The 11223-nt window shown below is 43.7% G+C and carries 20 protein-coding genes; 7 read left to right on the top strand and 13 right to left on the bottom strand.

The features are described from left to right. The 3 genes from QUB51_RS18480 to QUB51_RS18470 form a co-directional block, all read left to right on the top strand. On the top strand, positions 1-1074 hold a 1074-nt coding region (locus tag QUB51_RS18480), incomplete at its 5' end, for an Hsp70 family protein (protein WP_333262648.1). Between the two features lie 108 nt (positions 1075-1182). Then, positions 1183-2040: a bifunctional class I SAM-dependent methyltransferase/HIT family protein gene (locus tag QUB51_RS18475; protein ID WP_333052749.1), complete on the top strand. Its 858-nt coding sequence runs from the start codon at positions 1183-1185 to the stop codon at positions 2038-2040. Positions 2041-2228: 188 nt separating this feature from the next. After that, entirely contained in the window at positions 2229-2798 is a 570-nt protein-coding gene (locus QUB51_RS18470) for a hypothetical protein (RefSeq protein ID WP_333262645.1), read from the top strand. Between the two features lie 91 nt (positions 2799-2889). Here the strand turns inward: QUB51_RS18470 and QUB51_RS18465 are convergent, their stop codons facing one another. The 4 genes from QUB51_RS18465 to QUB51_RS18450 are packed head-to-tail and all read right to left on the bottom strand — an operon-like array spanning position 2890 to position 3891. After that, the gene (locus QUB51_RS18465; protein WP_333052753.1) at positions 2890-3246 is read right to left on the bottom strand and encodes a GNAT family N-acetyltransferase; all 357 of its coding nucleotides are present in this window, start codon (positions 3244-3246) and stop codon (positions 2890-2892) included. Further along, the gene (locus QUB51_RS18460; protein ID WP_333052754.1) at positions 3230-3472 is read right to left on the bottom strand and encodes a hypothetical protein; all 243 of its coding nucleotides are present in this window, start codon (positions 3470-3472) and stop codon (positions 3230-3232) included. Before QUB51_RS18460 ends, QUB51_RS18465 begins: the two co-directional genes overlap by 17 nt. Then, positions 3453-3731: a BrnT family toxin gene (locus tag QUB51_RS18455; protein ID WP_333052755.1), complete on the bottom strand. Its 279-nt coding sequence runs from the start codon at positions 3729-3731 to the stop codon at positions 3453-3455. Before QUB51_RS18455 ends, QUB51_RS18460 begins: the two co-directional genes overlap by 20 nt. A gap of 37 nt (positions 3732-3768) precedes the next feature. Then, positions 3769-3891, bottom strand: a complete 123-nt coding sequence (locus QUB51_RS18450) for a hypothetical protein (protein ID WP_333052756.1) — start codon at positions 3889-3891, stop codon at positions 3769-3771. 126 nt (positions 3892-4017) lie between these two features. Here QUB51_RS18450 and ilvA point away from each other — a divergent pair, with 126 nt between their 5' ends. Beyond that, positions 4018-5550, top strand: a complete 1533-nt coding sequence (gene ilvA, locus QUB51_RS18445; RefSeq protein ID WP_333262658.1) for a threonine ammonia-lyase, biosynthetic — start codon at positions 4018-4020, stop codon at positions 5548-5550. 65 nt (positions 5551-5615) lie between these two features. Here the strand turns inward: ilvA and QUB51_RS18440 are convergent, their stop codons facing one another. The 3 genes from QUB51_RS18440 to QUB51_RS18430 all read right to left on the bottom strand — a co-directional run bounded on the left by QUB51_RS18440 (position 5616) and on the right by QUB51_RS18430 (position 7062). Beyond that, positions 5616-5963: a DUF5615 family PIN-like protein gene (locus QUB51_RS18440; RefSeq protein ID WP_333052757.1), complete on the bottom strand. Its 348-nt coding sequence runs from the start codon at positions 5961-5963 to the stop codon at positions 5616-5618. Then, the gene (locus tag QUB51_RS18435) at positions 5960-6295 is read right to left on the bottom strand and encodes a DUF433 domain-containing protein (protein WP_333262643.1); all 336 of its coding nucleotides are present in this window, start codon (positions 6293-6295) and stop codon (positions 5960-5962) included. The genes QUB51_RS18440 and QUB51_RS18435 overlap by 4 nt, the downstream gene beginning before the upstream one ends. A 404-nt stretch (positions 6296-6699) precedes the next feature. Further along, positions 6700-7062 carry a hypothetical protein gene (locus QUB51_RS18430; protein WP_333052759.1) on the bottom strand — a complete coding sequence of 121 codons (363 nt, stop codon included), beginning with the start codon at positions 7060-7062 and terminating at the stop codon, positions 6700-6702. 244 nt (positions 7063-7306) lie between these two features. On the opposite strand from QUB51_RS18430, the gene QUB51_RS18425 reads away from it, so the two are divergent. From QUB51_RS18425 to QUB51_RS18410, 3 genes are all read left to right on the top strand, one after another. Then, on the top strand, positions 7307-7807 hold the full coding sequence (locus tag QUB51_RS18425; RefSeq protein ID WP_333052760.1) for a hypothetical protein: 501 nt from the start codon (positions 7307-7309) through the stop codon (positions 7805-7807). A 250-nt stretch (positions 7808-8057) separates the two neighbouring features. Further along, complete coding sequence (locus QUB51_RS18415; RefSeq protein ID WP_333052761.1) at positions 8058-8264, top strand: hypothetical protein; 207 nt, start codon at positions 8058-8060, stop codon at positions 8262-8264. After that, positions 8264-8611 carry a type II toxin-antitoxin system PemK/MazF family toxin gene (locus tag QUB51_RS18410; protein WP_333052762.1) on the top strand — a complete coding sequence of 116 codons (348 nt, stop codon included), beginning with the start codon at positions 8264-8266 and terminating at the stop codon, positions 8609-8611. Before QUB51_RS18415 ends, QUB51_RS18410 begins: the two co-directional genes overlap by 1 nt. Here QUB51_RS18410 and QUB51_RS18405 read toward each other — a convergent pair. The 6 genes from QUB51_RS18405 to QUB51_RS18380 form a co-directional block, all read right to left on the bottom strand. Next, positions 8599-8877, bottom strand: a complete 279-nt coding sequence (locus QUB51_RS18405; protein ID WP_333052763.1) for a type II toxin-antitoxin system ParD family antitoxin — start codon at positions 8875-8877, stop codon at positions 8599-8601. The genes QUB51_RS18410 and QUB51_RS18405 overlap by 13 nt on opposite strands. A gap of 103 nt (positions 8878-8980) precedes the next feature. Further along, positions 8981-9298, bottom strand: a complete 318-nt coding sequence (locus QUB51_RS18400) for an RNA-binding protein (RefSeq protein ID WP_333052764.1) — start codon at positions 9296-9298, stop codon at positions 8981-8983. 5 nt (positions 9299-9303) lie between these two features. Continuing rightward, positions 9304-9669, bottom strand: a complete 366-nt coding sequence (locus tag QUB51_RS18395; protein ID WP_333052765.1) for a hypothetical protein — start codon at positions 9667-9669, stop codon at positions 9304-9306. 10 nt (positions 9670-9679) lie between these two features. Continuing rightward, positions 9680-9877 (bottom strand): hypothetical protein, encoded by a 198-nt coding sequence (locus QUB51_RS18390; RefSeq protein ID WP_333052766.1) that lies wholly within the window; start codon positions 9875-9877, stop codon positions 9680-9682. Between the two features lie 121 nt (positions 9878-9998). After that, a complete protein-coding gene (locus tag QUB51_RS18385; protein ID WP_333052767.1) occupies positions 9999-10685 on the bottom strand; it encodes a class I SAM-dependent methyltransferase in 687 nt (228 codons plus the stop codon). A gap of 102 nt (positions 10686-10787) precedes the next feature. Further along, a complete protein-coding gene (locus QUB51_RS18380) occupies positions 10788-11162 on the bottom strand; it encodes a DUF1257 domain-containing protein (RefSeq protein ID WP_333204390.1) in 375 nt (124 codons plus the stop codon). Positions 11163-11223: the final 61 nt, after the last annotated feature.

Genomic DNA, 11223 nt, shown 5'->3' with positions numbered 1-11223 from the left:
CCCCTTAGCAACGCGGGGACAAATCTCGCTTCCCCCCTTAGCAACGCGGGGACAAATCTCGCTTCCCCCCTTAGCAACGCGGGGACAAATCTCGCTTCCCCCCTTAGCAAGGGGGGGCTGGGGGGGGTACGTGCCGAAGTATTGGCAAAATCCGATGCTTATGTCGGCGGCGAAGATATTGACATCTGGATTGTCGAAGATTATTTGCGGCAAATTGGTTCGTCGCGGGCAGAAGTCGGCCCCGTTGGCTGGCAAAATTTATTAGAAATAGCGGAAAAATTAAAAATTCAAGTTTCTCAAGTTAATGAGGCGAAGGAAAGCTGGTTTGACGATGAAAATTTTATGTCTTACGACTTGCAGCTAAACCGAGACAAGCTTGAGGAAATTCTGGAATCTCGGCAGTTGTTAGAACAGTTGCGGGAAAGTTTAGATGAAGTGCTGAGTATTGCACTGGGAAAAGGTATCGGCAAAGCAGATATCGAACAAGTTTTGCTGGTAGGAGGAACTTCTCTAATTCCGGCTGTATCTAATTTAGTGGTTTCGTATTTTGGGCGGCAAAAAGTCCAAAGAGACAAGCCTTTTGAAGCAGTGGCGCACGGTGCTTTAGCCTTGACACAATTAGCGAGTGTTGACGATTATTTGCGCCACAGCTATGCAATTCGCCTCTGGGAACCTTATGCTAAAGCTTATGCTTATTCGCCGATATTTAGCAAGGAAATGAAGTATCCCTGTCAAAGTTCCGAAGAGTTGACGCTGCAAGTGGCAATTGAAGGACAAAGGGAAATTCGGTTAGATATTGGCGAAGTTGCGGAGGTATCGCAAGCGGAGGTTATTTTTAACGAAAAAGGGCAAATGACGAGCAGTTGGCTCAACAAACAGACGGATTTTCGCTCTCTGGAAAGCCACCACCAGGAGGTTTGCGTGGCGCATTTGAATCCGCCCGGGGTATTGGGAATTGACAGGGTTTCGGTGAGTTTTGAGGTGGATGAGAGGCGGGTTTTGTTGGCGACGGTGCGGGATTTGGTGACTGGTAAGGTGTTGGTGGAAAAAGGGGCGATCGCCAAACTGCAATAATGATAAAATTTTAGATAACATTCGGATCTTGAAATCGGTACTACACAAACTCTCGTCCGGATGGTGCGCGGACTGAAAAATATCGATTAAAATCAAATTTATGCCGCCATGAAAAAGCAACAAAATAAATTCAGCCACCTGACGGCAATCGAAAGAATTTATCTGTCATTTCCAGCCAGATTTTTATTAGATAAAAACTTGCTGCAAGGGAAAATCTTAGATTTTGGGTGCGGCTTCGGCAGCGATGTGAGATTGTTGCAGCAAAAAGGCTTAGATATTGCGGGTTATGACCCTTATTATTTCCCGGAATTACCCAAAGATAAATTCGACACAATCATTTGCTTTTATGTTTTGAATGTTTTGTTTCCTGAAGAACAAGCTAATGTCCTGATGGAAGTGTCGCACCTGTTGAAACCGGGAGGGAATGCGTATTTTGCGGTGAGAAGGGATATCAAAAAAGAAGGCTTTCGAGAACATTATGTTCACAAAAAACCTACATATCAGTGCATTGTCAAACTTCCATTTAAGCCAGTTCACCTAGATGAGTATTGCGAAATTTACAAATACGTGCATTACAATCACCAAAGAAATTCTACTAATAACTGCATATTTTGCAATCCTTACAAAAACCTAATTTTGCTAACTGAATCAGCAACAGCTTATGCGATGTTTGACGGTTATCCAGCCAGCAAAGGTCATGTTTTAATCATCCCAAAACGTCATGTCGCCAATTATTTTGAACTGCCGTTTCGAGAGCAATCGGCTTGCTGGTTTATGGCTAACAAGGTACAAGAGATGTTAAGTAAAGAGTTTCAGCCAGACGGTTTTAATGTGGGAATCAATATTAATAAACAGGCTGGTCAAAGTCGCAGTCACGCTGCTATTCATGTTATCCCGCGTTACAAGGGCGATGCGGCTGGGAATAAAGGGGGAATTAGGTATGTGATTCCGAAGAGTGAAAAATAAAAGTTAGCCAATTGTGAAAGGAATTCTTTTTTACCGCAGAGGCGCAGAGAACACAGAGGAATAGAGAAGAGAGGGATTCATAATTTTTGTAATGATTGTTATATTTGAGCAAACGGCGAGCAAAATAGAGTTAAAATGTGTTTGCAAGGTCTAAAACTACACATTAGCAGTAATTTGGTGTTCTGTTTATGTCTAAGCGCAAAAAGCAAGAATGGCTCAAGGAAACTCTAGAGCTCAAAGAAAACCACAATTGGAAGTCAAAGCCTGGAACTCGAATTTTTGTAGCAGGAAGAGGTGCAGTCCGCTTTGATGTCCCGGAAGATTGGCATTTTGAACCGGATACTAAGTCGTTCCGATTTACGGATAAAAAGCCGCCGGATGATGATTGTTGTTTGGAGGTTTCGTTTAATTTGCTACCACCTGGTAACTGGGCAGATTTTCCGCTGGTGCCACTATTACAGAAGGTGGTTGAAGATGATACGCGAAATCCGATCGCTCCTGGGGAAATTATCCAATTGAAGCGGCAAACTGCCCGCATTGTTTGGACTGAATTTAAGTTTATCGACCCTCCAGAGCAGCGGGAAGCTTATTCGCGAATCTGTATTGGATTGGGTTCTAATGTTCAGTGTTTGATTACTTTTGATTACTGGGTTGATGATGCTGAACGTTTGACTCCTGTCTGGGATACGGTGATGGATTCGTTAGTTCTGGGTTTGTTTATTAGCGACCCTCGAACGGGGTTCGCACGTCCAGACTAGACCGATTTTCTGGGAAACTTTCAATAACTAATTTTGCTAAGTGTTGAATTGGCAAGCCACCGACCAGTAAATTTAGAACCAACATTAAACTTTACAACCGCTTTGCCATGAAAATATCTGGCTTGCCAATTCCGTTGGCGTCGGGCATCACTCCCACGATCGCAAAACCCATTTTTTGATAAAATTCGTAGGGATGACCGCGCAAATTTCTAATTTTGGCGATGTGTTCCCAAACGTTAGGATAAAGATCGATGCCTGAAAGAGTTGTTTGATTGTCTTCGTCGTCTGTACCTACCCACAGCACGATCCCTCCCCGGTTTTTAGCTTCTGTTGCTAAATCAGCTACGAGCGATCGACCAATTCCTTGTCCCCGAAATTCTGTTCTCACTACCAGCGGGTGCAGTTCCCAAACATTACCGTATTTTAGGACTTTAAACTGTATCCCCACTACTTGCTTGAGGCATCGCTTCAATCAGTGCCCGAAGCACCTTGTTGACTGCCTCTGGTGTTGAGAAAATCCGGGCAATATCCTCATCCAAAACAACGACTGTCATTTGTTGCTTTCCACTACGATTTGCAAAACGGTTGGGTTTGGCTTTTTTGTAGTCGAAGCGGTACTCTGACAAAAGGTCATCTTCCGAGTTTGAAGATTCATTAAAAGGCGTTTTCTTCATAGTCTTCACGCTCCTTTCTAGTGGCTATACGGGCACTAATGATACGGATTGTATTTGCACGTTCAGTATAGCTGACTAGCAGCAACTGATTGTTTTGAGAGTGACCGATGATAATTTCACGGCGCTCATTTTGTGAATGTTTTTCATCATCAAAAATTACGGCAAGCGGATTGTAGAAAACTGTCTTTGCTTCTTCAAAATTTACACCGTGTTTGTTGAGATTGATAGCTGCTTTGATTTCGTCCCATTCAAATTCCATACCCTGATTGTATGTTTTATATATTTTCGCGCTTTTGCTATCTAACGCTGCTTTTATTGTAATCGTACTCCACCTGAGTGCGACTCAACTTCCCCGCTGACTCGACGAAATAAGTTCGATCGCGCGTTTTCAGTATTTTCCCAAACGGAAAAGTTATCATTGATAACTTCCGTGAAGCGAAGCTATCCCGCAGGGAATCGCCCGTTAGTGAAGCTTGCAGCTATTCGATCGCCAATTCCCCGCAAAATACTAACACAAGTGCCCTACAATTATCCCACCATCCGGCATCAACCAACCTGCTAACCCCATGCTTTGCGATTACCTAGTACAAATCCTCACCGCCCGCGTCTACGATGTTGCTCAAGAAACACCCCTCGAAGTAGCCCCCAATCTATCAGCACGGCTCAACAATAAACTTTTGCTGAAGCGAGAGGATATGCAGTCGGTGTTTTCCTTCAAACTGCGAGGTGCGTACAACAAAATGGCGCAACTGTCGCCGGATTTGCTAGCACAAGGTGTCATTGCAGCTTCCGCCGGCAACCACGCCCAAGGAGTCGCCCTCGCCGCCCGCCACCTAGGAACTCGCGCGATCATAGTCATGCCCGTAACGACGCCGCAGGTGAAGGTAAATGCGGTGATAGCCCGTGGTGGAGAGGTAGTCTTGCATGGGGATACCTACGATGATGCTTACGCTTTTGCGCGTCAATTAGAGGGCGAAAAAGGTATGACTTTTATTCACCCTTTTGATGATCCCTACGTAATTGCTGGACAGGGTACGATCGGCATGGAAATTCTGCGGCAACATCAAAAACCAATTCACGCGATTTTTGTGGCAATTGGGGGCGGTGGATTGATTTCGGGAATTGGGGCTTATGTCAAGCGGTTGCGGCCGGAAATTAAGATTATTGGCGTCGAACCAGTGGATTCCGATGCAATGAATCAATCGCTGAAAGCGGGTAAACGGGTGCGTTTGTCGCAGGTGGGTTTATTTGCTGACGGCGTTGCTGTGCGGGAAGTGGGGGAGGAAACTTTTCGGTTGTGTCAGGAGTATGTGGATGAGATTATTTTGGTGCATACGGATGATGTTTGCGCGGCGATTAAGGATGTTTTTGAAGATACGCGATCGATCTTAGAACCTGCTGGCGCTTTGGCGATCGCAGGTGCGAAAGCTTACGTCGAACGCGAACAAATCGCAGGAGAAACATTAATTGCTGTTGCTTGCGGCGCGAACATGAATTTCGATCGCCTGCGTTTTGTAGCAGAAAGAGCCGAGTTTGGTGAACGCCGCGAAGCCATTTTTGCAGTCACAATTCCCGAACAAGCTGGCAGTCTCCGCAGGTTTTGCGAGTGTCTTGGAAAGCGCAATTTAACGGAATTTAGCTATCGAATTGCGGATGAAAAAGAAGCACATATTTTTATCGGCGTGCAAATTGAAAACCGTGCCGATGCGGTGAAGATAGCCGCAAGTTTTGAAGATTGTGGCTTCAAGACTTTGGATTTAACTGATGATGAATTAACGAAATTGCACGTGCGGCATATGGTGGGCGGGCGTTCGATGCTGGCAAATCATGAATTGTTTTATCGCTTTGAATTTCCCGAACGTCCGGGTGCGTTGATGAAGTTTGTCGGTTCGATGAGTCCTAACTGGAATATCAGTGTTTTTCACTATCGAAATAACGGCGCAGATTACGGGCGAATTGTGGTGGGAATTCAGGTGCCGCCCGATGAGATGCAGGAATGGCAGGCTTTTTTGGATACGCTGGGCTATCAGTATGGGGATGAGAGTCAAAATCCGGCTTATAAGTTGTTTTTGAGGTAGGGTTTTTTGAGAAAGGGCGATCGGGCTTTTAGTGCGGCAAAGCTAAATTAAACGGTTGCAACTCATCATAAAGGAAGATACTGAATTTGTCCTGCCAATTCTCCCTCAAGACTGCACTCCAGAAGGATTAGAATATCCTCAATAACTCGACCAATGGGTGCATCGAAGGTAATTTCAAAAACTCCTGGCATTGACTTACCTGCCGCCATACGTTCATAGGCATAGCGGGTAATCGTAGCAACATCATGGGTTAGTAATATCCGATCTTCTTCCGCCGCCCATTCCAGCACTGTTGGGTCATCTTCACCGGATAAGCCAACGTCTTGGACGCGAACAATGTCAATGTCTGATTTGCGACGCATCAAACCTCTAACAATTGTATTGTCAAAGTTTTCATCAGCTAGGAATTTCATGCCGATTTCTCTGCCTTGCGGGCCAGCAATCTGTCACGCAATCCCTGCGGATCAAACCTTGCCTCATTCATTTTGCGAATCTCTTGTGCTTGTTGCTGTCTTTGCTGCAAATACGTTTCGACTTCCTGCTGGTGATTGAGGTAAAAAGCGATGGTGGCATACACGTCAGCTAATCTCAACGACGGATAACGATAAACGATTTCCTCCGCGGTTGTTCCCTGCTTAAACACTGCAATCACGGTATCTAAAGTCACGCGAGTGTTACCGACTCGCACTACGCCGTCAGCATTAGTTTGCAGGGGTGCAGGTTCAGCTACAACTACTAATGTCATGGCAACCTCAACGTTCGCTGTCTTAATTGTATCAGAAGGTCGATATGACTTTGAGGGAAAATTTCAGTTAGAGGGGTAATATCGCCAGCAGCGATTTCCTGACGTACTATCTCAGCTAGACTATCCCACTGAGCGTGTGTTGTAGCTTCAAATTTAGCATTCCACACCTGTTCATCACTGATATCCTCTTGGGCCATTAGAATGCGGATTAACTCTCGTTTCTCGATCGCAGAAAGTTGTCTAATGATAGAGAGTAATTCTGTTAGTGCGATCGGTTGTTTTCCTACGATGCGTCTATGTTAACGGTAGCAGGTTAACGTAGTAATTGCAACTTCTAAGGGAGTCTCATAAAAATACTGCCGACTCAAGGTAGCGATGCAGGCGGTATGATGTTCAGTAGTGTTTTATTCGGAAAGATTTGAGCAATCATTAAAGTACGCAATGAGTGCTTCACCAACAGCTTTTGTAACTCCACCAGCTACCACTGATTTTGCTGCCCATCCGAAGACTGGAACAAAATCAAGGACTGAGTGTGCAAGTTTACTGCCAATGAGTGGAGCCGCAATTGTAGCAAACACTGCCCCAGCTTGAGTTTTATCCATATCAACATCAAAAATTGACCCGACTTGAATAACCATTGTTACATCGCCTCCAGTCATTAGATAATGAGAACCTGGAATCCAAGCCACACTTGCAAATCCCAAAGCCCATTTATTGATAGCCGAGCGTGCTTGTTCTCTCGCTTGTCTTTTGTTGGATGCTGCCATAATGATAACCAATCACCTTTTTTGGATTTAAATTACCTCACAAAGCTTTTGAGCTTTGCAAATTCAAGCTTAGGTTTATTTTTTTCTATGCTAGATCGAAATAATCAAACTGAACAGCCAAAAAAGTGGGGAAAAGTTGGATATTCCTAGAAGGGCGCTCGACAACTGGTATACAAAGCAAAAAAGTTGGAAAAAGTTGGAAAAAGTTTGCTATAGTAACTAAAATTATCCCACCATCCCACCTATGGACAGTCCTCAGATATTGCAATTTGTCGATGAAGCTGTCTATACCAACACAGGTAAACGTCTAAATAACTTGCAGCGAAAAATTATTTCGGGAATACTGAATCGTCAAAAATATGCTGACGTTGCAGAAACTTATGGTTATAGCTCCCAGCACGTTAAAAAGGCTAGTCACGAACTTTTACAAATGTTATCTGAAGTGTTTGGCGAACAAGTAAAAAAAAGTAATCTTGAATCCGTGTTAGAAAGGCATATAAATCTGAATATAAGTTTTGGCAATAAAAACACTATTAATAAAAATCTTATTGGTATTGGCTGCATAAATAATTGCCCTGAACCCTCTACTCCTACGCCCGATAAAAGTCAGCCTAAAAATCCCGACTCGCAGCAGAAAACCAAAAATCAAACTAAGATTGAAACAATTGATAAATTACGGCAGTTTGGCTTGAGCGATGAGCAAATTGCAGAAGCGCTAGATATACCTTTAGAGCAGGTTAAATAGGTGGACTTGGAGGAGTAAAGTCTCCTACAGTAATGAAAAGGTAAGTTTTGAAAAGAAATTAGGAGAATCAATTGAAAATCAAAATTATTATTCACGAAGCAGAATAAGGCGGATACTGGGCAGAAGTTCCTGCTATTCCTGGCTGTGCAACAGAGGGAGAAACTTTTGAGGAATTGCTGCAAAATCTCTAGGTCGCGATCGAAGGTTGCCTTGTTGAAGTAAGATAAAATATCCCCAGATTTTTTCAGCTATGAACACAAAACTCATTGAATCGTTGGTACAAATCATCCAGACACTCTCAGAAGAAGAGCAATTGCTAATCAAAGCAAAACTATTTAGTAACATCCCCTATCCTTCTACTGCGGAAATAGCCCAGTTAGCCCAAAGCGGACGAGCATTTCAATTCCTGCACGACGAACCTGATATTTACACCCTTGAAGATGGAGAGCCAATTTAGTGAAGCTAAAAAAAGGAGATATTGTTTTAGCTGAATTTCCCTTTACAGATTTGAGTCAGAAAAAGTTACGTCCGGCTTTAGTGCTGTGGGCAAGTTCAACCATAGATGAAATTACGATCTGCTTCATTTCTTCGCAAAATGTCACTAGCCTAAGTTTAGATGAATTTGCTTTAAATGCTTCAGATCCCGAATTTCCCAGCACGGGATTAAAAGTATCTTCTAAAGTTAGAGTGACTCGGATTGTCAGTCTTGAACAGAGATTAATACTGAGACGATTGGGCGAGTTAGGAAGTCAGCAAATGCAGGAATTGAATGCAACTATCATACAAGCATTTCAATTAGTATAGCCTTGTTTACTCTCGCGTACTTGCCGGAAACGATCGCAAATCCCTGCAATAAAAGTTTCGCCATCAATCGGTGGAGTATGTTCGGACATGGCAACAGCAGCATCTATCTTAACTCGTACAGCATCGAGCCACTGGCGATCGGCGCGATCGTATTCATCTAACAATCGCAAGGCAACTTCCAGCACTTCTTCAGCAGAGCCATATTTACCAGTTTGCAGTTTAGTTTGGATGAATAGTTCTTGGGTTTTCGTCAGAGTAATGCTCATAGTATTGATTTACTCGTTTGCTTCAATTATATCGCGTCGATCGATCTTTGAAACCAGCGATCGGGAAAATTGGGATTTTGCGATCTTAGCATACCTAATTATTTCACACCATCACCGGACGACTTCTCAGTGGCACGAGAATTTCATGCAAAACACTAGGCTTCGCATTCAGATACACTTCACGACAATTAGCATCATTATATCCGACAACAATTGCACCGATCGCACTACCGATTTCAGGATACATCTCTTCACTCATCTCTCCGTTATCCAAAAAGTCTGGAATTTTAATCAAACCTTTGACAGCATCTTCACCAATATTAACAAACACTCCAAATGGAGCATGATATTCAACTTTACCAAGCAAAAATTGCCCCAATCTGTACTTTAACTTAATTTGTTCCCAGCTTTGACTATCCATAATATTCAATGTGGTTTGAGGACTCGTGGAAATTGGTTGAGTATGGCAAACAAGCGTTGAGGTACAATTACCTCAATTCGCTCGTAACCGTCTTTCTCATCATAGCGATATTCCAGCGACTTGAAATACTGCTCATAACTTGACTTATCAATTGAAACCTCCAGTATCCCTTCTTTATAGCTTTGATTATACTCTTCTGCAATACTTCGATCTTGGGGGCCGGCAAAATAGCAATTTCCATCGACATAAGGAGGATTGTAGGGAAAATCGACGGTTTGAAATCCCTCTTTCAGTAATTTCTGACCTTTGCCTTTTTGAGGTGCTTTGTAAATCGTAATGATTTGGGGGGGTAGTAACTGACTAGGTTCCATGCAGAATGCTTTAAATTTCCTTACACTTTCCTTCACTAAATGCTTGTTCGGCTTGTCGAATCAAGGCGTCAAATTTGCCTGCTTTCATATCCTCTTCAATTTGCTTATCCCAAAGTGCTTCTTGGAACTCATCAAGCCCTTCGAGAAACTCTGCGAGCTCATTTTGTGAAAGTTCCGTTACAGCAGTCTTGAGTTCTGTAATGTTCATGGGTAACTATCTTTTTTTCCTAAAATTAGTTTACCAGTTTGGTATAATTAGATCGCGTCGATCGCATTATACAAAATTCCCTCTTCATTACCCCTGTTCTCGGAGTCCGTTTGACAAGATTTCAATCGCCGAGTGACTGACAAATCAGCAGCATGGAAAGAGGAATCTGCGTCTGTGGATGTGTCGGCTCCTTGAATTCACATACCCTCCAGCCAGATTCCGACACTTGTTGAAACCACGAACTAACTGTGCGAAAATACCACGGCATCGGCTCTCGAAAAGCTCCGCCGAAGTTGTCGAAAGTCTCGGTTTTCCATCCATCAACATAGGGCTGTTCCTGACACGCTGTGAATGGATGAACTGTCTGGATAAACAGATGTCCGTCTGAGACTATTGCTTTGCGTAACGATCGCAATAAATCTCCAATTTCCTCACCCAGTAGCGAGAAATTACAGACAATTCCATCGTATGGTTGACCGAGTATCGCTGGATCGGCAATAATCTCATCGTAGCCGATCGCCCGAAAGCAACCGCCTCCTTTCTCACAAGCTCGATCGACCAAAACAGCGCAACCATCAACTCCGACAACCTCAACACCGCGCTTTGCTAGGGCGCGCGTCAGCCAACCTTCACCGCATCCGACATCCAAAACTCGCCGAGGCTTATAGCGCAGCACAGCTTGCAGAATAGCCTCGTCGGTTGCTGCGCGGCGACTTTCGATTGTGTTGTATTGGATCGCCTGTATCCATGCGTCAGCATTAGCCTCCCAACTTTGTTGAATTTGTTGTTCAGGGCGATCGAATTTCATAGTGATTCTCCTATTGGTACTAGGACTTACGAAAAAATCTAATTTTAACCCGATTCTGCGTAAGTCCTGAGTCCATAAAAACGAGTTCAACAAGCCCAATTATTAAACCCATCTACCCACTACAACTCTCAGCGTTCCATCTGCCAAAGTTTCCTCTTCTTCAACATGAAAACCCTCTGACTGCACCGCCGCCATCAAACTTTTGCGCGCGTATTTTTGACTAATTGAATTGACAAATTCCTGCTGATTAATTCGAGCGCCCCAAAAATCCGCTACCAATTCGTAATCCTCTCCGTTGCGGCGAAAACCCAAATCGTAACCATTGGATTGCCGAATCACGTACTCGGCATTAGTTTTGTCACCCCGATAACCCCGTACCTGCACATTGGACTCTACTTGATAACCCAACTCTTCCAACACTTGATGCAGCAGTTCGCCGTTCTTGATCTGAACCTTGATCGTTGTGAAGTGTGACATATCACTTTCGGATTTTTGTGTGAAACGCTGATTTGATTATAATACTATAAACTGCAACAGT

Source organism: Microcoleus sp. AT8-A3 (genome assembly GCF_036705675.1).
Classification (GTDB): Bacteria; Cyanobacteriota; Cyanobacteriia; order Cyanobacteriales; family Microcoleaceae; genus Microcoleus.
This window is presented reverse-complemented; position numbering and strand designations above follow the sequence as displayed.

Excerpts from the sequence above, each read along its gene's own strand:
- QUB51_RS18475 (WP_333052749.1), top strand. The coding sequence starts at position 1,183 with ATGAAAAAGCAACAAAATAAATTCAGCCACCTGACGGCAATCGAAAGA.
- QUB51_RS18470 (WP_333262645.1), top strand. The coding sequence starts at position 2,229 with ATGTCTAAGCGCAAAAAGCAAGAATGGCTCAAGGAAACTCTAGAGCTC.
- QUB51_RS18460 (WP_333052754.1), bottom strand. The coding sequence starts at position 3,472 with ATGAAGAAAACGCCTTTTAATGAATCTTCAAACTCGGAAGATGACCTT.
- QUB51_RS18455 (WP_333052755.1), bottom strand. The coding sequence starts at position 3,731 with ATGGAATTTGAATGGGACGAAATCAAAGCAGCTATCAATCTCAACAAA.
- QUB51_RS18450 (WP_333052756.1), bottom strand. The coding sequence starts at position 3,891 with ATGATAACTTTTCCGTTTGGGAAAATACTGAAAACGCGCGATCGAACT.
- QUB51_RS18440 (WP_333052757.1), bottom strand. The coding sequence starts at position 5,963 with ATGAAATTCCTAGCTGATGAAAACTTTGACAATACAATTGTTAGAGGT.
- QUB51_RS18435 (WP_333262643.1), bottom strand. The coding sequence starts at position 6,295 with ATGACATTAGTAGTTGTAGCTGAACCTGCACCCCTGCAAACTAATGCT.
- QUB51_RS18430 (WP_333052759.1), bottom strand. The coding sequence starts at position 7,062 with ATGGCAGCATCCAACAAAAGACAAGCGAGAGAACAAGCACGCTCGGCT.
- QUB51_RS18425 (WP_333052760.1), top strand. The coding sequence starts at position 7,307 with ATGGACAGTCCTCAGATATTGCAATTTGTCGATGAAGCTGTCTATACC.
- QUB51_RS18415 (WP_333052761.1), top strand. The coding sequence starts at position 8,058 with ATGAACACAAAACTCATTGAATCGTTGGTACAAATCATCCAGACACTC.
- QUB51_RS18405 (WP_333052763.1), bottom strand. The coding sequence starts at position 8,877 with ATGAGCATTACTCTGACGAAAACCCAAGAACTATTCATCCAAACTAAA.
- QUB51_RS18400 (WP_333052764.1), bottom strand. The coding sequence starts at position 9,298 with ATGGATAGTCAAAGCTGGGAACAAATTAAGTTAAAGTACAGATTGGGG.
- QUB51_RS18395 (WP_333052765.1), bottom strand. The coding sequence starts at position 9,669 with ATGGAACCTAGTCAGTTACTACCCCCCCAAATCATTACGATTTACAAA.
- QUB51_RS18390 (WP_333052766.1), bottom strand. The coding sequence starts at position 9,877 with ATGAACATTACAGAACTCAAGACTGCTGTAACGGAACTTTCACAAAAT.
- QUB51_RS18385 (WP_333052767.1), bottom strand. The coding sequence starts at position 10,685 with ATGAAATTCGATCGCCCTGAACAACAAATTCAACAAAGTTGGGAGGCT.
- QUB51_RS18380 (WP_333204390.1), bottom strand. The coding sequence starts at position 11,162 with ATGTCACACTTCACAACGATCAAGGTTCAGATCAAGAACGGCGAACTG.